Raw genomic sequence first — 23,815 nt, forward strand, 5'->3', positions numbered from 1 at the left:
TGCAATCCTATCTCTGCAGACAAAAAAAAGAGCGACCGAAGTCGCTCTTACAGATTACTTTTTCATCTCAACTTATTTGGAGATGTGAGCAATCAGGTCCAGAACTTTGTTGGAGTAGCCAGTTTCGTTGTCGTACCAGGAAACCAGTTTCACGAAGTTGTCGTTCAGTGCGATACCTGCTTTAGCATCGAACACGGAAGTGCAAACTTCGCCGTTGAAGTCGGTAGAAACAACGTCGTCTTCGGTGTAACCCAGAACGCCTTTCATTGCGCCTTCAGAAGCGGCTTTGATGGCTTTCTTGATTTCTTCGTAGGACGCTGCTTTTTCCAGACGAACGGTCAGGTCAACAACGGATACGTTCGGAGTCGGAACGCGGAACGCCATACCGGTCAGTTTGCCGTTCAGTTCTGGCAGTACTTTACCTACTGCTTTAGCAGCACCGGTAGAGGACGGGATGATGTTCTGAGCTGCGCCGCGGCCGCCGCGCCAGTCTTTGTGAGACGGGCCATCAACGGTTTTCTGAGTCGCGGTGGTCGCGTGGACGGTGGTCATCAGGCCTTCAACGATACCGAAGTTGTCGTTGATAACTTTAGCCAGCGGTGCCAGGCAGTTGGTGGTGCAGGAAGCGTTGGAAACGATGTCCTGGCCAGCGTAAGTTTCGAAGTTAGCGCCGCGAACGAACATCGGGGTGTTGTCTTTGGACGGGCCAGTCAGAACGACTTTTTTCGCGCCAGCGGTGATGTGTTTACGAGCGGTTTCGTCGGTCAGGAAGATACCGGTTGCTTCAGCAACAACGTCAACACCAACTTCGTCCCACTTCAGGTTAGCCGGGTCACGTTCAGCGGTAACACGGATTTTTTTACCGTTAACGACCAGATGACCGTCTTTCACTTCAACGGTACCGTCGAAACGACCGTGAGTGGAGTCATACTTCAGCATGTAAGCCATGTACTCTGCGTCTAACAGGTCGTTGATTGCAACGATCTCGATGTCAGAACGTTTCTGAGCAGCACGGAAAACAATGCGACCGATACGGCCAAAACCGTTGATACCTACTTTGATAGTCATATATTCCACCAGCTATTTGTTAGTGAATAAAAGGTTGCCTGTAAAATTACAAAAACCTTACGCAGCGTCAAGCGGAATCGTGTCAATCATTGCGACAAATCAATCCTGAGCACACCTTGCGCGATTGATTTGCCTCACTCTCCCTTTGAGCCCAATTCCATATGGGGGCTGCGCGCGGAATTTTAAAGGGCATTTAAGATAAAAACGTGATTTAAGTCACAATTATCTGGCTGCCTGTTGGCACCGCATAAGTTTAGAACAAAAGTGCACGCTTCATTGTTAATGTTTTGTTAGAATTGGAGCGAAAGTTGTCCATTGCAAAGCGAGATGTAAGCCCATGGCGAATAAACCCTCCCCGGAAGAGCTGAAAAACGGCTTAAGCGAAATGCAGTTTTACGTGACGCAGCATCACGGCACCGAACCGCCTTTCACCGGACGGCTGCTGCACAACAAGAAAAATGGCGTGTATCACTGCCTGGTGTGCGATGCGCCGCTGTTTAACTCCCAAACCAAATACGACTCCGGTTGCGGCTGGCCGAGCTTCTATGAGCCGGTGAGCGATGAGGCCATTCGCTATCTGACCGACAATTCGCACGGCATGCAGCGCATTGAAATCCGTTGTGGAAATTGTGACGCCCATCTCGGCCACGTATTTCCGGATGGCCCACAGCCGACCGGCGAGCGCTATTGTGTGAATTCGGCGTCGCTGAGCTTCACTGATGAGCAGAATGGCGAGCAGATTAAGGGTTGAAGAAACGATTCAGCAAATTATTCCAAGCGGAGTGGAGCGGAAGATGGATATTGAGCAAATTATCGACAGTATGACGCCGGAAGTTTACCAGCGTCTGGCGACGGCGGTGGAGCTGGGAAAATGGCCGGATGGCGTGGCGCTGACGCCGGAGCAAAAGGAAAATAGCCTGCAGCTGGTGATGCTGTGGCAGGCCCGGTATAACACCGACGCCCAGCACATGACCATCGACACCCGCGGGCAGATGGTGATGAAGAGTAAACAGCAGCTGAAGGAAGATTTCGGCATCGTGCCAAAGCCGATCGCCACCGTTAAGCTGCAATAAAGCGCCAGCCGGCGGCGCGTGGTTCCGGCGTCGGGGTCACCCCGGGCCGGACAGCATCAGCGTGAACGACCGCGCGCAGCGGCCAGATCGGCATGCTTACTTTTTGTTCATCATCGCTTTCAGATCGGCAAACGGGTTGTAGGTGGCCTCACCGACGCTCTTTTGCGCATCTTCGCCCGCCACCACCGTGGAGCCATACTGATCGGCTTCGGTGTACTTGGAATGTTCGTGATCGTGACAATACAGGCACAACATCTCCCAGTTACTCCCATCTTCCGGGTTATTGGAGTGGTCGTGATCGATGTGGTGCACCGTCAGCTCGCGCAGATTGGAGTAGACAAACTCCCGTGAGCAGCGTCCGCACACCCAGGGAAAAAGCTTGAGCGCCTTTTCGCGGTAACCCACTTCCAGACGCGCGTAATTTTTGGGGATATAGGCCATGGCCCCCTGCCTCCTGTCAAACGGTTAAGCTGCGCCAGCGCGTGGCGCAGCGGATAACTGGCATCATAACCTATCCCGGGCTGCGCGATATACCTGCATTGCAGGCGATGTTGTCTGCGTCACGCAGCCCGAGGGGAAGGGGCGTGACTAGTGTTTGATCCCCAGCGATTCCGCCAGCTGACGGGCCAGCTGATTCTGGTCATCGGCGCCATATTCCCAGAACATGGCCCCGGCGAGGCCCTTCGCCTTGATATAGTCCGCCTTAATGGCCACCGATCGCGGGTTCTCATACGACAGGGCGAACAGCGGCTTGCCCTCCGCGGACTGCACTGACAGCCACGGAACCTTCGCTTCATCGTCCCAGTGCTCGGTAAAACGTTTTTGCGGATCGTTGAGCAGTTTGCCCACGATATCGTTGTATTTTACGTAGGTGTCTTTGCTCAGGTCATAACCCAGTGAGGCAAACAGCGCGACCTCCTGTGGCCCAAAATAGGGCTGGGTGACCGGATTGTTTTGCGCATCCGCTTTCGTCCAGTCAATCCCCGGTTCAACTGCCCTTTTCGGTACCCGGCCATAAAAACCAATCCCGAGGTTCATCTGGCTGGGTTTAAGCCCGGCGGCCAGGTAATTGTTGACCACAAAATCGGCGCTGTATTTATCCGCCGCGGCGACCGTTGGCCAGTGGCTGGAGTCATACAGGTTCGAGTTGAAGTACTGCGTGCCGTAGGCCATGTCGTAGGTCATCAGGTTGATGTAGTCGAGCGATGGCGCAATCGCTTTAACGTCCACCCAACTTTTCGGACTTTCTGCGTTAGCCCCCACGGCAATAGTCACCAGTTTCCTGGTACCAAACGCTGCGCGCAGCTCTTTTAACAGCGCGGTAAAGTTATCGCGATCGGCCGGTTGACTGGCAACCAGCCCCCAGGCGCCGTTGACCGGAAACTCCCAGTCGAGGTCAATCCCATCCAGACCATATTTTTCAACAATTTCCTGCGCAGACTGAATAAACACCTTACGGGTTTCTTTGCTTGCCGCCGCGCCGGAGAAACCGCGCGCCCCCCAGCCGCCGACCGACAGCAGGACCTTGAGGTCCGGGTTCTGTTTACGCAGGGCCGGGAGCTTTTGCAGATCCGCCTGCACCTTCGGCGACAGCCAGATCTCGTGCAGATGAGCGGGATCCTTCAGGGCCGCATTAGTCTCGTCTTTTTCATCGTTATAGATAAGACCAAACGAGTAGTTGAGATGGGTGATCTGCCGGACGTCCAGCTTATCGATATCGCCGCCGGGCCCGGCAGTGACGTCGCCGCCGCCGTTAAAATAGCCGACGGACATCAGAGGTTGGGCAGAGAGCGTGGAAGCGCAAAGCAAGGGCAAGGCTGCCAGCAAGGGCAAACGTTTCATAGTGGTTCCTCTTTGACATAAAAAATAACCACGCCACGGAAATGGCGTGGCGAAAAAACAGCCTTGCCAGACTACCAGCAATAACCTGTTGAAACTGCGAGAGAGTTCAATTTATGGACGATAGCGAGGCGGCAGAAGAAGACCCGGCGCGAGGGCGCCGGGGGGAGGGATCAGGCCTGAGATTCCCGCCAGTCATCGAGGGTATACAGCGTGGCGCCCGCGGCGGCCATCTCCATAAACGCCTGGCTGCTGTCCTGCGGCTGCAGGTTAACGCCGCGACAGCCGTCGATGATGACATTGACCGTATAGCCCAGCGCCAGGGCATCCAGCACGGTGAATTTGACGCAGTAATCGGTGGCGAGGCCGAGCACGGTCAGTTCCACGATGCCCTGGCCGCGCAGCCAGCCGTCCAGTTCAGTTTTCTGCCGGTGACCGTTGTCAAAAAAAGCGCTGTAGCTGTCAATGACCCGGTTTTGCCCCTTATGGAACACGGCGTTGATCGCCTGCTGTTTGAGCAGCGGATGCAGCGCCGCGCCTTCGCTGTGCTGTACGCAGTGATCCGGCCAGAAGGTCTGCGCCAGGCCGTCGAGTTCGCCCTGGGTGTAGGGTTCCACCTGGTGCTGGCTGGCGAAGCTGCCGTGATCCGCCGGGTGCCAGTCCTGGCTGGCGACGATGGGCTCGCCGCGCGCCAGGCTCCAGTCGATAAGCGCATTAGCCACCTCGACGGTACTGTCGCCTTCAGGAACCGCCAGCGCGCCGCCGGCGCAAAAGTCGTTCTGCAAATCAACCAGTAACAGCGCTCGATGTGCCATACGTCCTCCTTAAGCCTCGTCGGGGGTGAGTTCGCCACGCAGATTTTGCTGCATCGCCGCGCGAATGGCGTCAACATCCAGCTGCTGGCTAAGCAGATAGTGTAGCTTGGTCAGCGTCGCTTCCACCGTCATATCGAAACCACTGATGACCCCCGCCTGGGCGAGGGCGTTGCCGGTGGCATAGCCGCCCATGTTCACTTTCCCGGACATGCACTGCGTCAGATTGACCACCACAATACCGCGCTGGCTGGCTTCCGCCAGCACCTGAATAAACTCGCCATTCTGTGGGGCATTGCCGACGCCATAGGAGCGGAGGATCAGCGCTTTCACCGGCTGGCGCAGGAAATTGCGTACCACGTCGGCGGAGATACCTGGGTAAATCGTCACCACGCCAATCGGCTGCGGGGTGATGGGGTGCACGATAAGCTCTCCGCGGCCCTGCGGCGCCGGCGGGGTACCGAGGCGGCGGATATGGATCCCGGCTTCCAGCAGCGGCGCGAGGTTTGGCGAGGCGAAAGCGTCGAAGCCGTCGGCGTGGGCTTTAGTGGTGCGGTTGCCGCGAAACAGTCGATTGTTGAAGAACAGCGCCACTTCGTTAATCGGATAGTTGGCGGCAACGTAGAGAGCGTTGAGCAGGTTAATCTGACCATCAGAACGCAGCTCGGCCAGTGGGATTTGTGACCCTGTCACAATGACCGGCTTGCCAAGGTTTTCCAGCATGAACGACAGCGCCGAAGCGGTAAACGCCATGGTGTCGGTACCATGGAGGATCACAAAGCCATCATACTCATCGTAATGGCTGCGGATATCGTCGGCGATGTGCTGCCAGTCCTCGGGGGTCATATCGGATGAATCCATCAGCGGATGGTATTCATGGATCGTGAAGTCCGGCATCTCCGGACGATGGAACTCAGGCATCAGCGCCAGCTGACGCTGCAGATGGCCGGAAACGGGTACATAGCCGTGTTCAGAGCGCTGCATACCGATGGTCCCACCGGTGTAGGCAACGTAAATCGATTTTTTTTGCATAGCATCGCTTAGGTTGGTCGTAGACAGGCGCAGTATAAAGAGACGCAGGAAAAAATACAGTGTCGGTCGCTGGCTTTGTGGCGGTGTTGGCTGGAGAGGGAAAAAGGCTGCCCCGGGAGACGGGGCAGCCGCTGCGTACTAACGGATGTTGGCGCAGGTCAGGCAAAAGGCATAGCGGTTCTGCGGGTCGTTAAACGCCGCCAGCTTGTCGCTCTCCGCTTTCACCGTCTCGGCCGCCGCGGCGACTGGTGCAGGCAGCCAGGCCTGAATGGCCGCCGGCAGCGAGGCGCGTACCGAGCCGGTCAGGCTATCCAGCACCATCGAGAAGAAGGTCGGCTCTTCCTGATAGTAGTTGAGGTGCCAGGTTTTCAGCTTCGCCAGCTCGGCGGCTTTAGCCACCGCATCGTCGAAGTCGCCGAGGCTGTCGACCAGGCCGTTGGCTTTGGCATCTTCCCCGGTCCAGACGTGTCCCTGGGCAATCTGGTCGATTTTCTCCGGCGTGCTCTTACGGGCGTTAGCCACCAGGGTGATAAAGCGCTGATAGCCATTCTCAATGCTCAACTGCATCAGCTGCTGCACTTCCGGCGGCAGCGCTTTGGTGCTGGAGACATCCGCCAGCGGCGACGTGGCGACGCCGTCGGTATGGACGCCAATCGACCCGAGGGTATTTTCCACGGTGTTGATTACGCCAAAGATGCCGATGGAGCCGGTGAGGGTGCTCGGGTTCGCGACGATGTAATCCGCTGGGGTGGAGATCCAGTAGCCGCCAGATGCAGCCATGCCGCCCATCGAGACCACTACCGGTTTACCGGCGGCTTTGGCTGCAGCCAGCTCTTCACGGATAATTTCTGAGGCGGTCACGCTACCGCCCGGGCTGTTAACGCGCAGAACGATGGCCTTAATTTTCGGGTCGAGGCGCGCATCGCGAATTTGCGCCGCCGTGGTATCGCCACCAACGTTGCCCGGGGTCTCCTCGCCATCCATGATGGCGCCGTTGGCAAAGATCACCGCAATGGCGGAACCTTCGTCAGACGGTGTCTTCACGTTGTAGTCGTAATAGCTGATCGCCCGGTAATTGTTATCCGTTTTGCTCCAGCCAAACTGTTTGGTCAGCGCCTTTTCCACTTCCGTGGAGGTCGCCAGCTCATCCACCAGCTTATTGTCCAGCGCATATTTTGCCGTATCGCCGCCCACTTTACGCAGGCCATCGATAATGCCCTGGGCGCCCGGGAATAGCTGCTGGGCGGTGATCTGGCGGTTGGCGGCAATGGTGTTGAGGTAGTTCTGCCACAGTTCGCCAATCCAGCGGCTGTCCGCCTCGCGGGCGGCAGGGGACATATCATCGCGAATGAAAGGCTCGACGGCGGATTTATAGGTGCCGACGCGGAAGACATGGGTGGAGACCTTCAGCTTATCCAGCAGTGATTTGTAGTACAGCCCATTGGTGGCGAAGCCGTGCAGGTCAACCTCGCCCTGTGGTGAGAGCCAGATTTTGTTGGCAAAGCTCGCCAGGTAGTACTGGCCCTGGCTGTAGCTGCTGCCGACGGCATAGACCGGTTTGCCGCTGTCGCGGAACTCACGCAGCGCTTTACCTATGTACTGCATGGACGGCTGATCGCCGCCAACGAAGTTTTTCAGATCCAGCACAATACCGGTGATATTGCGGTCATCTTTCGCCTGGCGAATGGTCTGCACGATATCGAACAGAGAGTTCTCCTGCAGACGGTCCGAGCTGGCGCCAAACAGCTGGCGGCCAATTACGCCGAGCTTGCTGCTGGCGGAAGGTTTATCCACCACCACGCCGGTAATATCCAGCAACAGCGCGCCGCGCGCGGCATGTTCGCTGGTAGTGGTGCTGAACTGGCTCCAGATACCGATACACACCAGCACCAGCACCAGGAAGATCGCATTCAGAGCCAGTTTGCGAATAAAGTTGAGTATCCGCCACGTCCATTTAAAAAAGCTGGCAATCAGTCGCCAAAGGGTTCGCATGTCTTCTCCCTAACGTTATCTAAAAAGGGCTGGCCGCAGGGGCCGCCGCGTCTGGCTATCCTAAAGAGTGAGCCGTCGGTTGTCAGCAGGAATCACCGACCACGCTGTAACAAAATCCTTGTGCATGTTAATTTTATGAAAAATGACATCACAGGAGTTATACAGATGGATGCTCTCGATCTACTGCTTAATCGCCGGAGCGCTTCTCGCCTGGCGGAACCTGCCCCGGCTGGCGAACAGCTGGAAAACATTCTGCGCGCCGGGCTGCGCGCCCCGGATCATGGCACCCTGCAGCCGTGGCGCTTTTTTATTATCGCCGATGACGGCCGCGAGCGCTTCAGCCAGCTGCTGGAAAAAGGGGCCACAGAGGCCGGCCAGGATGAGAAGGGAATAGAGAAAGCCCGCAATGCGCCGTTCCGCGCGCCGCTGATCATTACCGTAGTCGCGCGCTGTGAAGACCACCCGAAGGTGCCGCGCTGGGAGCAGGAGATGTCCGCTGGCTGTGCGGTGATGGCGATGCAGATGGCGGCCCTGGCCCAGGGATTCAATGGCATCTGGCGCAGCGGAGCATTGACCGAGAGCCCGGTGGTGCGGGCCGGCTTCGCGTGCCGCGAGCAGGATAAAATTGTCGGCTTCCTCTATCTGGGGACGCCGCAGCTAAAAGCCTCAACCACCATTGCCCTGCCGGATACCGCGCCGTTTGTGACGCGCTTCTGAGTCGGTGCTTGTGATGCCGGGTGGCGGCTCGCGCCTGACCCGGCCTACGTTCGTACGACCTGTCGTTAATTTATTCACTTTTCTTGCTGAAACTGCCGGTGCTGACGGCCTCAAAATCGCTGAGACGTTCCCGGCAGGCCGGGGCAGCCCGCATGGATGCGGGCTGAGGGCCGTGTTTTGCAGGGACGCTGCCTCGGCCCGACCCGAAGCCTGCAGGGATAAGTCGAAGGGACCGCGCAGCGGCGATTTTGCTGGCCGGAGCCCGGGGGTACAGGGGGCGGCGGCGACTGGCCGCCCCCTGTGCGCTCCCGGCGCCATGAGTGACATAACGCAGACGATTAACCGGGAGCGCAAACTACGCTGAAGCCACAGATAACATAAACAACCACACTGCAGTGCTTCCCCTCACCCTGGCCCTCTCCCGGAGGGAGAGGGAACCGTCCGGCTGGCCGCGCAAGCGCAGCGCCGCCGGGCGATGGCAGCAGGCTCGGAGCCGCATCTATGCCGGGTGGCAGCTCGCGCCTGACCCGGCCTACAACCCCTACCATTCGAATCAATCGCGGTTTTTGTAGCCCGGACAAGGCGCGCCAGGCGCCGCATCCGGGAGTTCAACGGCGATGACGTTACTTCTGCGTTTTGGCGAATTCGTCTTTGGCTTTCTGCAACTGCTGCTGGAAGGCCGGGTTGGTGTGCAGCGTAGCGACCACCGCGGAGCCGACGATGCGCGCCGCATCGACATCGCTCTGCCAGTGATAGCCGCAGATCACCCGGCTCTCGCCGAGCTCATAGCCGCGCTTCAAAATTTCATTTTGCCGCTGCGGGTTGATCTCCGCCAGCACCAGGGCGGTGGCCCAGCCGATAGAGGTATGCCCGGACGGGTAAGAGCCGTTTTTCGACAGCTTGTCCTGCTCGGTGGTGTTGCAGGTGGAGACGCCATAGAACGCAAACGGGCGAATGCGCATGTATTTCTCTTTCGCGCCGCGGGTCGCCAGATCGCCGGCGTCTTCAATCATATTGGTCAGCAGTTTGTGGAGCTGAGGCGCGTCTTTCTCGGTGATTGGGGAACCAAAGGCGCTGGAGAAGGCATTGGCCACGCCGCCCGCGCTGAGGTTGGCATCCTCTGCCGCCAGCTTCCCGCGCTCGGTATTGCGCAGCAGACGCCCCTGCTCATACATCGCCTGATCGTTTAAGAACGCGATACTGCCCACCGCCGGCGGCGGTGGCAACAGCGCCAGGCTGTCGATGGCCTGGGCATTGGTCAGATAGTAGAGATCGGGCTTGGTGGTGACATCGTTCCCGGGGGGAACCAGAGCAAAGGCGTTAACGGAGAAGAAACTGGCCAGGCAAAGAGCAAGAACACGCTTTTTCATTAGAATTTCCTTACGTCATAATCATTCCAGAGAAGACAGTTCTGTGTTGTCACATTTCTGTCATCTTTAAGTAAAAGTGAAAATGGTCGGGAAAAAATTGCCGTGTCTCGCAAAAACGGCTTTTTGTCTGCTTAATGAGCAACCATACGCGATTTCAGACTGTCGTACTTACCACCCTGGCGTTTGGGCGCTAACATAGCGGGATTGCAATGACAGGAGATGTCCATGAGCGAGCAAGCCATTCGTTTAACGCAATACAGCCACGGAGCCGGTTGTGGTTGTAAAATTTCCCCGAAGGTGCTGGAAACCATCCTGCATAGCGAGCAGGCGAAGTTTGTCGATCCGAACCTGCTTGTCGGCAACGAAACCAGCGACGATGCCGCCGTCTACGATCTTGGTAACGGCACGTCAATCGTTAGCACCACCGATTTCTTTATGCCGATCGTCGATAATCCGTTCGACTTTGGCCGCATCGCCGCCACCAACGCCATCAGCGATATTTTCGCCATGGGCGGGAAACCGATTATGGCGATTGCCATCCTTGGCTGGCCGATCAACACCCTGGCGCCGGAAATTGCCCGTGAAGTGGTCGAGGGCGGGCGCTTTGCCTGCCAGCAGGCCGGGATCGCGCTGGCAGGCGGCCATTCCATTGACGCTCCGGAGCCGATCTTCGGTCTGGCGGTCACCGGCGTGGTGCCCACCGAGCGCATCAAGAAAAACAGCACTGCGCAGGCGGGCTGCAAACTGTATCTCACCAAACCGCTGGGGATCGGTGTGCTGACCACCGCGGAGAAAAAATCGCTGCTCAAGCCAGAGCATCATGGACTGGCGACGGAGACCATGTGCCAGATGAACCTCGCCGGCGCCGCGTTTGCCGCCATCGACGGAGTGAAGGCGATGACCGACGTCACCGGCTTTGGCCTGCTCGGCCATCTCAGCGAGGTGTGCCGCGGGGCCGGCGTGCAGGCGCAGCTGCGCTATGCCGATATCCCAAAACTGCCGGGGGTGGAAGGCTATATTGCCGCCGGCGCGGTGCCGGGCGGCACCGGGCGCAACTTTGCCAGCTACGGCCATCTGATGGGCGAGATGCCGGCGGAGTGGCGGGACCTGCTGTGCGATCCGCAGACCTCCGGCGGCCTGTTGCTGGCGGTGACTCCGGAAGCGGAAGCCGAAGTCCAGGCCGCTGCGGCGGAGTTCGGCATTAAGCTGGCCGCCATTGGCGAGCTGGTCACCGCCCGCGGCGGACGACCCATGATCGAGATCCGTTGATTCGATGCGGTTGTTTATTGCGGAAAAACCGAGTCTCGGTCGGGCTATCGCCGATGTGTTGCCTAAACCGCACCGCAAAGGCGATGGCTATATTGAGTGCGGCAACGGGCAGGTGGTCACCTGGTGTATCGGCCATCTGCTGGAGCAGGCGCAGCCGGACGTCTATGACAGCCGCTATGCCCGCTGGAATCTCACCGACCTGCCGATTGTGCCGGAGAAATGGCAGCTACAACCCAAACCCTCGGTCACCAAACAGCTCAATGTGATCAAGCGTCTGCTTGGCGAGGCGCAGGAAGTGATCCATGCCGGCGACCCCGACCGTGAGGGGCAGCTGCTGGTGGACGAAGTACTCGATTACCTGCAGCTGGCGCCGGAGAAGCGTCAGCAGGTGCAGCGCTGTCTGATTAACGATCTCAACCCGCAGGCGGTGGAGCGGGCGATCAATCGCCTGCGCGCCAACAGCGAGTTCGTGCCGCTCTGCGTGTCGGCGCTGGCGCGGGCGCGTGCCGACTGGCTGTACGGCATCAATATGACCCGCGCCTATACTCTGCTGGGGCGCAACGCCGGCTATCAGGGGGTACTGTCCGTGGGGCGGGTGCAGACCCCGGTACTTGGCCTGGTGGTTCGCCGTGATGAAGAGATTGAAAACTTCGTCGCCAAAGACTTCTTCGACGTGAAGGCGCATATCGTCACGCCGCAGGAGGAACGTTTTGTCGCCACCTGGGTGCCAAGCGAAGCCTGCGAACCTTATCAGGATGAAGAAGGGCGTCTGCTGCATCGTCCACTGGCTGAGCACGTGGTTAAGCGCATCGAAGGCCAGCCGGCGCTGGTGACCGGCTATAACGATAAGCGCGATTCCGAACCCGCGCCGCTGCCATTCTCGCTGTCGGCGCTACAGATTGAGGCGGCCAAACGTTTCGGCTTCAGCGCGCAAAACGTGCTGGATATCTGCCAGAAGCTGTACGAAACCCACAAGCTCATTACCTACCCGCGTTCGGATAGCCGCTACCTGCCGGAAGAGCACTTCGCCGGCCGTCATGCGGTGCTGAATGCGATTGCCGTCCATGCGGCGGACCTGCTGCCGCAGCCGGTGATGGATCCGGAGATCCGCAACCGCTGCTGGGATGATAAAAAGGTCGATGCGCACCATGCGATTATCCCGACCGCCCGCAGCAGCCAGGTCAAGCTCACCGATAACGAAGCGAAGGTCTACCACCTGATCGCCCGGCAGTATCTGATGCAGTTCTGCCCGGACGCGGTGTTCCGCAAATGCCAGATTGACCTCGAGATCGCCAACGGCAAGTTTGTCGCCAAGGCGCGTTTTCTGGCAGAGGCTGGCTGGCGGACGCTGCTGGGCAGCAAAGAGCGCGATGAAGAGAACGACGGCACGCCGCTGCCGGTGGTGGCCAAAGACGATGAACTGCTGTGCGAGAAGGGCGAAGTGGTGGAGCGTCAGACGCAGCCGCCGCGCCACTTTACCGACGCCACGCTGCTGTCGGCGATGACCGGGATTGCCCGTTTCGTGCAGGATAAAGATCTGAAGAAGATCCTACGCGCCACCGACGGTCTCGGCACAGAAGCGACCCGCGCCGGGATTATCGAGCTGCTGTTCAAGCGCGGTTTCCTGACCAAAAAGGGGCGTTATATCCACTCCTCGGACGCTGGCCGGGCGCTGATTCACTCCCTGCCGGAGATGGCCGCGCGTCCGGATATGACCGCCCACTGGGAATCGGTCCTGACGCAGATCAGCGAAAAGCAGTGCCGCTATCAGGACTTTATGCAGCCGCTGGTGGGGACGCTGTTCCAGCTGATCGATCAGGCGCGGAGCACGCCGGTGCGTCAGTTCCGCGGCCTGGCCGCGCCAGCCGGGGCGAAAAAACCGTTCACTAAAGGTAAAGGCAAGCCGAAAGGGAAAAAAGCGGCAGACGATGCTGCGCCGCCGCCGCAGTAACCCGCCGGTGGTCGCGAGGATGCGAATCCCCGCGGCCACCGCTTCTCCGCCAGCCAGGTCAATGGTCTACACTAAACAGCCGGGCAGGGCTTGACGACTTTCCCCCCTGAATGCGTCTTCGCGCTTGCCGATAATGTTGCTCATTTCTCTCACCGGCGATAAGGAGGACCCGTGAAATATATCGCTATTAGCCAACCGGGCGGCCCGGAGGTATTGCAGATCCGCGAAGGAGAAATCCCTGCTATTGGGGAGAATGAGGTGCTCATTGAGGTGAAGGCCGCCGGCGTCAACCGGCCGGATATCCTGCAGCGCCAGGGGCTGTACCCTATGCCCAAGGGCGTCACCCCCGTACCTGGCCTGGAGGTGGCGGGCGTTGTGGTTGAGGTCGGCGCGCAGGTCACAGCGTTTGCGCCCGGCGATCGCGTTTGTGCGCTCACCAACGGCGGCGGCTATGCCGAATACTGCGCCGTGCCGGCAGGCCAGACGCTGCCGATCCCGGCGGGCCTCAGCTTTAGCGAAGCGGCCGCCATTCCGGAAACGTTCTTCACCGTCTGGGCGAATGTCTTCCAGCTGGGTAAGCTGCAGCCTGGCGAAAGCATCCTGATCCACGGCGGCGCCAGCGGGATTGGCACCACCGCGGTCCTGCTGTGCCACGCGCTGGGGATGACCGTCTATGCCACCGTTGGCCAGGACGAAAAAATCGCTGCCCTACGTCCCTATGCTACGGCGATTAACTACAAAACCGATGATTTTGCGGAAAAAATCGGCCAGCTGACCCACGATGAAGGCGTGGATGTCGTTCTGGATATCGTTGGCGGCCCTTACTTTAACCGCAACCTTGGACTACTGAAAAAGGATGGACGGCTGGTGATCATCGGCTTTATGGGCGGACGAATCGCTCATGAGGTTGATATTCAGACCCTGATGCTCAAACGAGCCACCGTCACCGGCTCAACCATGCGCGGCCGGACGGCGGCGGAGAAACAGGAGATTGCCGAGGCGCTGCGGCGCCACGTCTGGCCGCTGCTTGAGGCAGGGAAATGCAAGCCGATGATCTACGCCAGCTACCCGATGGCGGAGGTTGCCGAGGCCCATGCTTGTCTGGACAGTGGTCAGCATCTGGGGAAAGTGGTGATCACGATGACGTCGTGAGACGCATCCCGGCGGGCAGCCGCCGGGATGGCGTCAGGGGAAGTTAAATCACGCCCTGGGCCAGCATGGCATCCGCGACTTTCACGAAACCGGCGATATTCGCACCGCGCACGTAGTTGGTCTGCTTCGCTTCGCCGCCGTACTGCACGCAAGCGTGGTGGATATCCAGCATGATGTGATGCAGACGGGCATCCACTTTTTCCGCTTTCCAGCCCATGCGCGCGGCGTTCTGCGCCATCTCCAGACCGGAAGTCGCCACGCCGCCGGCGTTGGCCGCTTTGCCCGGGGCAAACAGCACGCCAGCTTCCAGGAACAGGTCGGTTGCGGCGATGGTGGTCGGCATGTTGGCGCCTTCCGCCACGGCCTTCACGCCATTGGCAATCAGCTGGCGGGCGGCATCGACGTCCAGTTCGTTCTGGGTCGCGCAAGGCAGGGCGATATCCACCGGCACTGACCACGGCTGCTGGCCTTCAAGATAGGTGAGGCCAAATTCGCGGGCGTAGTCGGCCACGCGGCCATGGGCACGCTCTTTAATGTCGATCAGGCGGGCCAGTTTTACTTTGGTGAAGCCCGCTTCGTCAACGACGGTGCCGTTGGAGTCGGAGGCGGTGACCACCCGCGCGCCAAGCTCCATCGCTTTCTCAATGGCGTATTGCGCGACGTTGCCGGAGCCGGAAACCGCCACGCGAGCGCCTTCGAAGCCGAGACCGTGACGTTTGAGCATCGCTTCGGTGAAGTAGATCAGACCGTAACCGGTGGCTTCCGGACGGATCAGGCTGCCGCCAAAGGAGAGGCCTTTACCAGTAAAGACGCAGGCGCTGTTGTTGGAGAGCTTGCGCATCATCCCGGCCATAAAGCCGACTTCGCGGCCGCCGACGCCGATATCGCCCGCCGGTACGTCGGTATCCGGGCCAAGGTGGCGATAGAGCTCGGTCATCAGCGCCTGGCAGAAGCGCATCACTTCGCCATCGCTCTTGCCTTTAGGATCGAAATCGCTGCCGCCTTTCCCGCCGCCCATCGGCAGGGTGGTCAGGGCGTTTTTGAAGGTCTGCTCGAAGCCAAGGAATTTGAGAATCGACAGGTTAACCGACGGGTGGAAACGCATCCCGCCTTTATACGGGCCGATGGCCGAGTTGAACTGCACGCGCCACGCGCGGTTGACCTGGACCTGATTGCGGTCATCCACCCACACCACGCGGAACTGGATCACGCGCTCCGGTTCCACCAGACGTTCCAGCAAAGCAAGCTGACGATAGCGCGGATTTTCCTCAAGGAAAGGCCACAGGGTGGTCATCACCTCCCGGACGGCTTGAGCAAATTCGGTTTGATGAGGATCGCGCTGTTGAACGCGGGTGAGAAAGCCTTCCAGAGTGCACGTCTGATCCATAGATATAAGTTCCCCTTATGGTTGTGGTTGCATGTATTTATTATGATTCGGTCCTTGAAAAAACCGATTTTCCGACTATAACACCGCTAATCCTTAGGCAAGCAAGGAAAAATTAAGCCGACAACAAAATTTATAATTGTCCGCCCGTCATAACTAAAAACGATGACGAGGCGGCGGGCGGATCAGCGGCCGGAAAGGGTCGGGCGCTGGGCGATAAAGGCATGCAGCAGAGGAATATCGGCCGGGGCGAGATCGAGGGTTAAGGCGTCAGCGGGCAGGCACCAGCGCAGCTGAGTGTGATAGTGGGCCAGCGGTATGCCCTGAAAGTGCGGCACCCACCAGGCGTGCAGATGGATCTGGCGGCCGGAGACTTCCCGCTGATGGCTGGCGATATAGCATGCCGGGTGGGCGATGATGCCCATCTCCTCCTGTAGCTCGCGGGCCAGCGCCTGCGGCTGGCTTTCACCAGGCTCCACTTTGCCGCCAGCGAACTCCCACATCCCCGGCTGGTCGGCGTGGGGCGGACGCTGTGCCAGCAGAATCTTGCCATCCTGTTCAATAATGGCTGCGACAACATCAATCATTTTTAGCATAAGCATCAAGGTGAATAAGACGAATCTGGCCTATTATCACCGCCATAGACCTTGACTGACAACCGCCAACCCTGCTGGAGACCTCCGTGCTTGATAGCCACCTGCATCCGCGCCTCAAACCCCTGCTTAATGCTGTCGCCGGCGCGCTTGACCGCCCGGGTATTTCACCGGACGGGCTGACGCTCCTCGGTTTTGCCATCGGCGTGCTGGCTCTGCCCTTTCTGGCGCTGGGGTGGTATAGCGCGGCGCTGGTCGCTATTCTCTTCAACCGCCTGCTGGATGGTCTGGACGGCGCTCTGGCGCGGCGGCGCGGGCTCACGGACGCGGGGGGCTTTCTCGATATCGCACTGGATTTTCTCTTCTACGCCCTGGTGCCGTTCGGCTTTATTCTGGCGGATCCGCTGAACAATGCCCTGGCGGGGGCCTGGCTGCTGTTTGCCTTTATCGGCACCGGCAGCAGCTTTCTCGCTTTTGCCGCACTGGCGGCCAGGCATCAGATCGCCAATCCCGGCTACGCCCATAAATCGCTGTACTATCTTGGGGGCCTGACGGAGGGGACGGAGACCATCCTGTTGTTTGTCCTCGGCTGCCTGTTTCCGGCGTATTTCGCCTGGCTGGCGTGGCTGTTTGGCGCGCTGTGCTGGCTGACGACGGCGACGCGCATCTGCAGTGGCTACCAGACCTTAAAGCGGGTGGTGTGAGCGGGAAAGCGCGCGTCGCTGGCTGGGGGCGACGCGCTGGTGGGGCGTGTTACTGACTGCTTTCCGGGCCGCGTTCGCCGCGGGCGACCGGATTGTGCGGGTTGCTGCTCCATTCGTACCAGCCGCCGTCGTACACCGCGACGTGCGGCCAGCCCATGGCGCGGGCATACATGAAGGTTTCCGAGGCCCGCCAGCCGGTCCCGCAATAGAACGCCACCTGCTGGCTCGGCAGAATGTTCCACTGGCGCCACAGGGTAGCGATATCGTCAGCGCTGCGCATGGTGCCGTCCGGGTTATGGAAGTCTTCCATGTGCGTGGAGTCGCTCCCGGCGTGGCCCCAGCGGGCGCCGGCGATGTCGCCCTTCGGCTTGATATAGCTGTAGCCGCTGGTGGTGCCGATAAACTCCGGCCACGAGCGGACGCTGACCAGCGAGGCGTCCTGACGATGCAGCAGCCCGCGGGCTTGTTCGGTATCCAGCATCAGCTGCGGCTGGCCGGGGATCGGCGCGCCGAAGTCCTGCGCCGGCTGCTGCGCCGGCGGCATGCCGCGCTCGACCGGCAGCCCGGCGTCGGACCAGGTCTGCCAGCCGCCGTCAAGCAGGCGCACGTCTTTGACCCCGGCGTACAGCATGATCTGCGCCACCCGCGCTGCGGCGTAGACGTCGCGACCGTAGAGGATCACCGTGGTGTCATGCCGGATGCCGTGCTTCGCCAGCATCGCTTTCAGCTGTGCGTCGGACACTTTATTCCACAGCGGTTCGCTTTCCACCTCATTGGTATCGATATAGCCCGCGCCAGGGATATGGCTCAGCAGATAGAGTTTCGGCGCTCCCCAGGCGGCTTCGAACACTTTCCAGTCGCCGGTCGGGGCGGCGGCTACGCGTTTTCCCTGCTGCAGGTCGTGCAGCCACTGGGGGTAGACCAGCTGTTCAAAGTGCGGCAGCTTTTGCAGGCGGTCGGTCTGGCTCAGCGCATCGCTCAGGGTGCTGAGCCGGGTGAAGCCCGCTTGTTTCAGCCGCGCCGCGACGCTGGCATTATCTTCCGGGTTGCCGTACAGCGCGACGGGGGTATCCGGCTGGATCTGGTGCTGCTTAGCCCAGGCGCGGAGCTGATCGTCGCTCATGGCGCCGAGCCAGCGGGCGGAAAGATTCAGGGCCTGCGGCTCATGACCTTCGGGGCCGTTGGCGCGCTGAGGCCAGCCGTTGTAATAAGCGCTCAGGCGGGTGTCAATGGCCACGCCGTGCTGCTGTTGCAGGTGGGAGAGAGTGAGCGCTGGCATGGTTTCAGCGGCGCAGGTGGTGGAAGCAGCAAGCCCCATAAGCAGGGCGAGTGCGGTCAATTGAGAAACACGTTTCATCGAAATGCCCGACGGTAAAAAGTGGAGGGCGTATTCTCCGCTCGCCAGGCGCCGATTTCTTTGCGGTAACGCAGGTTTGCACGCTATTGCTCTTCATTGCCAGGTCTCCATCGCCAGGCAGCGTCCCGCCGGCGGACCGTCCTCGCGATCGTGGGTCACCAGGATCGCCGGAATGGCCTGGCGGGCCAGTTCCTCAAAAACCCAGCGGCGGAACGCGGCGCGCAGGGTGGCATCCAGACGGCTGAAGGGTTCATCGAGCAGCAGCGCCTCGGGGCGCGCCAGCAGGGCGCGCAGCAGGCTCACCCGCGCCCGCTGCCCGCCGGAGAGCGTGGCCGGGTCGCGTGGGGCGAAGCCATGCAGCCCGGCGCGGCTGAGCGCTTGCTCCACTGCGGCTTTTCGCGCCTCGCCGCGCACACTCTCCGGCAGCGCCAGCTGTAAATTTTGCCCGACGCTGAAATGGTCGAACAGTAACGGGTCCTGAAACAGGATGCCGATGCGTCGATGCTCCGTCGGCAGCGTATCGCAGCGACGTCCATTGAGCCACAGCTCGCCCTCGGCGCGGAAGTCGCCGGCCAGGGCGCCAATCATCCAGGCAAACAGCGTCGATTTTCCGCTACCGGAGGGGCCCATCAGCGTCAGCACTTCTCCAGGCGCCACCGAAAAGGCGACCTCCCGCAGCAGCGGCTGACGTTTCACGCTCAGGGTCAGATGGTTTACGGTTAGCACTAGCGAAGTCCTCGTCGATAGCGGCCCGCCAGCCAGGCGAGAAGGGCCGTCAGGGTAAAGCATACCGCCGGCAGCAGTAATTGCCACAGCGCCTGGGCGGCGAGCGTCTGCACCTCGCCGCCGCTGCTGAGCGCCACCGCCTGACTGGTGAGCGTCGGGATACGGCCTGCCCCCAGCCATAGCGTCGGCAGATACTGCGCGATGCTCACGGAAAAGCCCACCGCCAGCGCGGTCAGCAGCGGGCGGGTCAGCGAGGGCAGGGTCAGCAGCCAGAAAATACGCGTGGGCCCCCAGCCGAGCGTGCGGGCGATAATCGCCATCCGCGGGTCGCGCTGGCGCCAGGCCGGGCGCAAAATAAACAGCATCCATGGCACCACCCACAGCAGATGGCCCCACAGAACGGTCCACCATTCGCCGTCTAGCCAGGCGTACAGCGCCAGCCGGTACTGGCCAGCGGCCAGCGGCAGGGCCGGGAGGACCAGCGGCAGCCAGACCCAGCCATCTCCCCGCGTCGGGCCGCAGGCCAGCCACAGCAGGCAGACAGCCGCGCCGAGGGCGCAGGCCGCCAGCGCCAGGCCAAGGCTGTTGCCGAGGGCATCCATCTGCGGTGGCGCTGAGCGCGCCAGCCCCGCCAGCAATAGCGCGCCCAGCAGACCGCTCAGCGGCAGCAGCGCCGCCAGCAGGCGGCCGGGCAGGGCATGAGGATGAGGGTGACGAATACCGCGCAGATTGGGCTGGTACTGGCGCTGTATCCGCCACCATCCCCAGGCCACCAGCGCCAGCCCGCCGAGGATCGTCATCAGTAACAGGCTGGCCAGCGCCCCTTTGGCCTGCTGCAGGTCATCGCCCTGGCTTAACCACTGCCACGCCAGCACGGCGAGAGTGGGCGGATTGCCGGGCCCCAGCACCAGGGCGACATCGACCGCCGACAGACTCCAGGCGGTGGCGGCCAGCAGCACCATGCCGAGGGCGGGCAGCAGGGCGGGCAGCACCAGCCAGCGCAGGCACTGCCAGCGGCCGTAGCCGAGGCTCTTCAGCGCGGTCGCCTGGTCGGCGAGGCGTTTCTCCCCCAGCAGGCCATAGATCACCCACAGCACAAAGGCGCTCTCTTTCAGGGCCATCGTCAGGCCAAGCCCGATGCCATACCGGTCGACCGGCGGCGTCAGAAGCGGCAGCCACTGCCAGATCCAACCCCCTTCGGCGAACAGCAGCAGCGCCGCCGTCGCCAGGGCAAGATGGGGTACCGCCAGCAGCAGCGGCAGACGGGAAGCCAGTCGCCGCCAGCGGAGCGAGGGCCAGAGGGCAGCGACGACGGTCAGGGCGATCAGCAGCGCGCCGCCGACGGACAGCAGCGTCGAGACGAGCGTGGCGGCCAGCGCCTGGCCCAGCTGCGGGTCGGCGAACAGCGCCCGCCAGTGGGCCGGGGAGCGCGCAGCGCCCACCAGTTCCCCGGCGGCGGGGAGCAACGGCAGATAGATCGCCGCCATCGTCCCCCAGGCCAGCAGGATCAGTGGGTACCGTAGCGGCGCAGCCATTCCTGCTCCAGCGCGTCAACCCATGCCGCGTGCGGCTCGGCAAGCACCGGCGGTAGATCCTGCGGCACGGTAGCCGCCAGCGCCTGACGCTGGCCGTCAGGCAGACGCTGCGGGTCCAGTACGCTCGGATCGCCCCAGACGGCGGCATCGGCCTTGCGCAGCTGCGCTTCAGGCGAGAGCAGGAAATTGGCCACCACTTTGGCGCCAGCGACGGCGCGGGCGTTAGCCGGGATGGTAACGAAATGGACGTTGCCGAGGGTCCCCGCGGTGAAGCCGAAGCTGTAGCTGTCCGTCGGTAATTCGCCGCTGGCGGCTTTCTGCCGGGCGTGCAGCGGGTTAAACGTGAGTGATAAGCGGAGGGTGCCATTGTTGAGCATGGTATCCATCCGTGCCGGCGACGCCGGGAAATCCTTGCCCGCCCGCCACAGGGCCGGGTGCAGCGCATCGAGATAGCGCCACAGCGGGGCCGTGACCGCCGCGAAGGTCGCCGTCTGCGGCGGCTGGCGCAGGGCGGCCGGCTGGTCGGTGAGGGCGATCAGCAGTTGCTCCAGCAGGGCGGTGCCGGTGAAGTCCGGCGGCCGCGGGTAGGTCACGCTGCCGGGATGGGCTCTGGCGAAGGCCAGCAGCGCCTGCGGGCTGGTGGGCGGCTGCGGCGTTTGCCCGCGGCGGGCGATAAACGTCAGCTGGGCGCTGCCCCACGGCGACTCCGTACCGTCGGTGGCGACAGAAAAGTCCTCCCGAACCGGCTTTTGCAGATCGACAAAGCGCCAGTTGGGCAGCGATTCGGCCCAGCCGGTGAGCAGCAGGTTGGCCTGCTTAAGCGTGCGAAAGTTTTCGCCGTTGATCCACAGCAGATCCACCGACCCGCCCCGGCGACGGCCGGCCTGCGCCTCGCTCTGGATGCGTTTCACTGCGTCGGCGGCGTCGGCGATGGGGACAATACGCAGGTCGATCGCGTAGTGGCGTTTGACCTCCTCGCTGACCCACGCCAGATAGCGGTTGACGGCCGGGTCCCCGCCCCAGGCGTTAAACCAGACGGTCTGCCCGCGGGCTTCCGTTTGGATCTGCCGCCAGCTGTCGTTGGCATTAACCGCCAGCGGCCAGAGCAGCAGCAGGCACAGACAGAGGCTGAAATCACGCAAACGGCGCATCGTTACTCCTTATTCTGCGGGGAAGAGGTGGGCATCTGACACAACCCCTGGGCCGGGATCGCCATCGCGGCATTGAACCGCGCTGATAAATTTTGCAGGCCGATCAGGGCGGTCAGCTCGGTGAGCGCCCTGGCGTCAAAATGCGCGGCCATCGCGCTGCGCAGGGCATCATCCACCTCCGGCGGCGTCTGGGTGGCGGCTTCGGCATAGGCCAGCGCCAGACGCTCTTTTTCGCTGAACAGCGTACTGCTGCGCCAGTCGGCGACCGCCAGCAGCTTGTCCTGGCTGCCGCTCCGCGCCGCGAGGGTCATGCTGGTGATATCGATACAGAATTCACAGTGGCACAGTTGGGCGATGCGGGCGCTGACCAGCGACCGCAGCACCGGATCCAGCGGCGAGCGGCGGCGTTCAATGTAGCCCACGAACAGCGAAACCAGGTAAAACAGCCATGGGATCCGTCCCCACCAGCGAATGGGGCTCAGCACCTGGCCGTAATGCCGGCGGTGCAGCCAGGCCTGCGGACGAAGGATCAGGGGGACAGAATCCAGCGGGGGTAAGCTCATGGCGACGATCTCTTATGACGTTCACGGTAAATATTTTTGGCGATAGAGATGACCACCGCCAGGGTAAAAAGCAGCGAAAGCCCGGTGGCCAGCCAGAAGGTGCCCCCGGTGAGCAGACTCCCGGCCCAGGAATAGACGATAGTCGCCGGCAGCTGGCCCACGCCGGTGGCCAGCATAAAGGGCCAGAAGCGCAGCGAGGTTAGTCCGGCGGCATAGCTGACCGGGTCAAACGGCACAAACGGCAGCAGGCGGCAGACCAGGATCGTCTGCGGGCCAAAGCGAGTGAAATAGCCGTCGACGCTGCGTAGCACCGCGCGGCCGGTGAGTTTTTCCACCACTTCGCGCCCCAGCGCTCTGGCGATGCAGAAGCAGAGCCCGGCCCCGACCATGGCGCTGAACCATGACAGCGCACCGCCCCAGAAGGCGCCGAACAGGGCGGCGTTCGCCAGGGTAATCAGGAAAGCCGGCAGCGGAGCGACGATCGCCTGGAGGATCATCAGCGCAAATGAGACCAGCGCGGCCTGCGGCCCCCAGGCGGCGATAAACCCTCTGACCTGCTGCGGATCCAGGGAGGCTAACGCCGTCAGACTCTGCTGCAGAAAGGTTCGCCCGCCGGGGAACCACCACCAGGCGGCCAGCCCGGCGACGGCCACCACGGCAAGGGCCAGCCGGGCGCGGCGCAGGTGACGGCGATCAGGTTGGGTCATGGCGCACCTCCTCGCCGGGCGTTGCCATACGGCGGGCGCGGGCAAACCGTTTGCCCATCTGCACCAGGGCAAACAGCAGCCCGCCGGCGAGGCTCAGTTTGAGCGCGAAGGCGAGAGTTACGCCCTCGCGGGCCAGCTCGCTGGCCATTACCGAATAGATGACCAGGCCCGGCAGGGTAGTCACGGCGGAGATCAGGGTAAAGGGCCAGAAAGGGATCGCCGTCAGGCCGTAGGCGTAATTCTGAATGTTGTAGGGAAAGAGCGGCACCAGGCGGGTGAGGATCAGGAAATCGCAGCCGCTGCGGGCGATACCGCGCTCAATCGCCTGAAAGACGGCGGTATGGCCCACATAGCGCTGCAGCAGATCGCGCCCAAGCCAGCGGGCGATTAAAAACGACAGCGAAGAGGCGAGGGTGGCGGCGGCAAACGAGAGCAGGGAGCCTGTCAGCGGGCCGAAGAGCATCCCGCCGGCGATCACCAGCAGGCTGCCGGGGATCAGACACAGGGTGGCAATGATAAACAGCGCGACATAGACCAGATATCCCCAGGCGCCCTGATGGCGCAGGGTGTCCTGAAGCAGATGAAGGTGAGTCAGCAGATCGTGGAGACCGACGCGATGGCTGATAACGGCCAGCGTGGCCACCAGCGCGAGAAGTCCCAGCCCTTTACCAATGGCCGGATGACGGCTTCTTTTGCATGAGGGGTGCTCCTGTACAGTCTGGACGCAGTGGACATCAAAAAGTGCGCGCGACAGTATCCTGTTCCGACGACCGTCACAATGGTTTACCGTCGCTTTGTTGATTTTGCTCAGGAAATTCTG

23 protein-coding genes are annotated in these 23,815 nt (G+C 61.3%); 7 read left to right on the forward strand and 16 right to left on the reverse strand.

Translation table 11 applies throughout. The annotated features are described in order from the left end of the window. Window positions 1-72: 72 nt before the first annotated feature. Entirely contained in the window at window positions 73-1,068 is a 996-nt protein-coding gene (gene gapA, locus SPE70_RS10085; protein WP_008807628.1) for a glyceraldehyde-3-phosphate dehydrogenase, read from the reverse strand. Window positions 1,069-1,405: 337 nt separating this feature from the next. Here gapA and msrB point away from each other — a divergent pair, with 337 nt between their 5' ends. After that, window positions 1,406-1,819 (forward strand): peptide-methionine (R)-S-oxide reductase MsrB, encoded by a 414-nt coding sequence (gene msrB, locus SPE70_RS10090; protein WP_008807627.1) that lies wholly within the window; start codon window positions 1,406-1,408, stop codon window positions 1,817-1,819. Window positions 1,820-1,862: 43 nt separating this feature from the next. Beyond that, the gene (locus SPE70_RS10095) at window positions 1,863-2,141 is read left to right on the forward strand and encodes a YeaC family protein (protein WP_004203787.1); all 279 of its coding nucleotides are present in this window, start codon (window positions 1,863-1,865) and stop codon (window positions 2,139-2,141) included. A gap of 96 nt (window positions 2,142-2,237) precedes the next feature. Here the strand turns inward: SPE70_RS10095 and yajD are convergent, their stop codons facing one another. The 5 genes from yajD to sppA all read right to left on the reverse strand — a co-directional run bounded on the left by yajD (window position 2,238) and on the right by sppA (window position 7,816). Next, complete coding sequence (gene yajD / locus SPE70_RS10100) at window positions 2,238-2,582, reverse strand: HNH nuclease YajD (RefSeq protein WP_002901254.1); 345 nt, start codon at window positions 2,580-2,582, stop codon at window positions 2,238-2,240. A 147-nt stretch (window positions 2,583-2,729) separates the two neighbouring features. Continuing rightward, window positions 2,730-3,983, reverse strand: a complete 1,254-nt coding sequence (locus tag SPE70_RS10105; protein WP_032735322.1) for a chitinase ChiD — start codon at window positions 3,981-3,983, stop codon at window positions 2,730-2,732. A 170-nt stretch (window positions 3,984-4,153) separates the two neighbouring features. Beyond that, window positions 4,154-4,795, reverse strand: a complete 642-nt coding sequence (gene pncA, locus SPE70_RS10110) for a bifunctional nicotinamidase/pyrazinamidase (RefSeq protein WP_023339980.1) — start codon at window positions 4,793-4,795, stop codon at window positions 4,154-4,156. Between the two features lie 9 nt (window positions 4,796-4,804). Next, window positions 4,805-5,824, reverse strand: a complete 1,020-nt coding sequence (gene ansA, locus SPE70_RS10115; protein WP_008807624.1) for an asparaginase — start codon at window positions 5,822-5,824, stop codon at window positions 4,805-4,807. Between the two features lie 138 nt (window positions 5,825-5,962). Then, a complete protein-coding gene (sppA, locus tag SPE70_RS10120; RefSeq protein ID WP_008807623.1) occupies window positions 5,963-7,816 on the reverse strand; it encodes a signal peptide peptidase SppA in 1,854 nt (617 codons plus the stop codon). 165 nt (window positions 7,817-7,981) lie between these two features. On the opposite strand from sppA, the gene SPE70_RS10125 reads away from it, so the two are divergent. Continuing rightward, the gene (locus SPE70_RS10125; protein WP_008807622.1) at window positions 7,982-8,533 is read left to right on the forward strand and encodes an NAD(P)H nitroreductase; all 552 of its coding nucleotides are present in this window, start codon (window positions 7,982-7,984) and stop codon (window positions 8,531-8,533) included. 623 nt (window positions 8,534-9,156) lie between these two features. On the opposite strand, the gene phoC is transcribed toward SPE70_RS10125, so the two are convergent. Next, window positions 9,157-9,903 (reverse strand): acid phosphatase PhoC, encoded by a 747-nt coding sequence (phoC, locus tag SPE70_RS10130; RefSeq protein ID WP_008807621.1) that lies wholly within the window; start codon window positions 9,901-9,903, stop codon window positions 9,157-9,159. Window positions 9,904-10,128: 225 nt separating this feature from the next. Between phoC and selD the strand changes: the two genes are divergently transcribed. From selD to SPE70_RS10145, 3 genes are all read left to right on the forward strand, one after another. Next, on the forward strand, window positions 10,129-11,172 hold the full coding sequence (gene selD / locus SPE70_RS10135) for a selenide, water dikinase SelD (protein ID WP_008807620.1): 1,044 nt from the start codon (window positions 10,129-10,131) through the stop codon (window positions 11,170-11,172). A gap of 4 nt (window positions 11,173-11,176) precedes the next feature. Beyond that, window positions 11,177-13,123 carry a DNA topoisomerase III gene (locus SPE70_RS10140; protein ID WP_016160745.1) on the forward strand — a complete coding sequence of 649 codons (1,947 nt, stop codon included), beginning with the start codon at window positions 11,177-11,179 and terminating at the stop codon, window positions 13,121-13,123. Window positions 13,124-13,294: 171 nt separating this feature from the next. Further along, window positions 13,295-14,275 carry an NAD(P)H-quinone oxidoreductase gene (locus SPE70_RS10145; protein WP_016160746.1) on the forward strand — a complete coding sequence of 327 codons (981 nt, stop codon included), beginning with the start codon at window positions 13,295-13,297 and terminating at the stop codon, window positions 14,273-14,275. 43 nt (window positions 14,276-14,318) lie between these two features. On the opposite strand, the gene gdhA is transcribed toward SPE70_RS10145, so the two are convergent. Beyond that, entirely contained in the window at window positions 14,319-15,662 is a 1,344-nt protein-coding gene (gene gdhA, locus SPE70_RS10150) for an NADP-specific glutamate dehydrogenase (protein ID WP_064170181.1), read from the reverse strand. Window positions 15,663-15,844: 182 nt separating this feature from the next. Next, window positions 15,845-16,255: a pyrimidine (deoxy)nucleoside triphosphate diphosphatase gene (locus SPE70_RS10155; protein ID WP_038422809.1), complete on the reverse strand. Its 411-nt coding sequence runs from the start codon at window positions 16,253-16,255 to the stop codon at window positions 15,845-15,847. An 86-nt stretch (window positions 16,256-16,341) separates the two neighbouring features. Here SPE70_RS10155 and SPE70_RS10160 point away from each other — a divergent pair, with 86 nt between their 5' ends. Beyond that, window positions 16,342-16,956, forward strand: a complete 615-nt coding sequence (locus SPE70_RS10160) for a CDP-alcohol phosphatidyltransferase family protein (protein ID WP_064170180.1) — start codon at window positions 16,342-16,344, stop codon at window positions 16,954-16,956. A 49-nt stretch (window positions 16,957-17,005) separates the two neighbouring features. On the opposite strand, the gene SPE70_RS10165 is transcribed toward SPE70_RS10160, so the two are convergent. The 7 genes from SPE70_RS10165 to SPE70_RS10195 form a co-directional block, all read right to left on the reverse strand. Further along, window positions 17,006-18,313, reverse strand: a complete 1,308-nt coding sequence (locus SPE70_RS10165) for a sulfurtransferase (protein WP_023297431.1) — start codon at window positions 18,311-18,313, stop codon at window positions 17,006-17,008. Window positions 18,314-18,406: 93 nt separating this feature from the next. Then, on the reverse strand, window positions 18,407-19,039 hold the full coding sequence (locus SPE70_RS10170; protein ID WP_023297432.1) for an ATP-binding cassette domain-containing protein: 633 nt from the start codon (window positions 19,037-19,039) through the stop codon (window positions 18,407-18,409). Further along, window positions 19,039-20,574 carry an ABC transporter permease family protein gene (locus SPE70_RS10175; protein ID WP_064170179.1) on the reverse strand — a complete coding sequence of 512 codons (1,536 nt, stop codon included), beginning with the start codon at window positions 20,572-20,574 and terminating at the stop codon, window positions 19,039-19,041. The genes SPE70_RS10170 and SPE70_RS10175 overlap by 1 nt, the downstream gene beginning before the upstream one ends. Continuing rightward, on the reverse strand, window positions 20,547-21,725 hold the full coding sequence (locus SPE70_RS10180) for an ABC transporter substrate-binding protein (protein ID WP_012542085.1): 1,179 nt from the start codon (window positions 21,723-21,725) through the stop codon (window positions 20,547-20,549). The genes SPE70_RS10175 and SPE70_RS10180 overlap by 28 nt, the downstream gene beginning before the upstream one ends. A gap of 2 nt (window positions 21,726-21,727) precedes the next feature. Further along, window positions 21,728-22,288, reverse strand: coding sequence for a carboxymuconolactone decarboxylase family protein (locus tag SPE70_RS10185; RefSeq protein WP_008807736.1), 561 nt, complete (start codon window positions 22,286-22,288; stop codon window positions 21,728-21,730). Beyond that, window positions 22,285-22,995, reverse strand: coding sequence for a TVP38/TMEM64 family protein (locus tag SPE70_RS10190; RefSeq protein WP_012968466.1), 711 nt, complete (start codon window positions 22,993-22,995; stop codon window positions 22,285-22,287). Before SPE70_RS10190 ends, SPE70_RS10185 begins: the two co-directional genes overlap by 4 nt. After that, window positions 22,982-23,638 (reverse strand): TVP38/TMEM64 family protein, encoded by a 657-nt coding sequence (locus tag SPE70_RS10195; RefSeq protein WP_012542082.1) that lies wholly within the window; start codon window positions 23,636-23,638, stop codon window positions 22,982-22,984. The genes SPE70_RS10190 and SPE70_RS10195 overlap by 14 nt, the downstream gene beginning before the upstream one ends. Window positions 23,639-23,815 lie beyond the last annotated feature (177 nt).

The organism is Klebsiella sp. ZJOU C1 (assembly GCF_035620215.1).
Classification (GTDB): domain Bacteria; phylum Pseudomonadota; class Gammaproteobacteria; order Enterobacterales; family Enterobacteriaceae; genus Klebsiella; species Klebsiella variicola.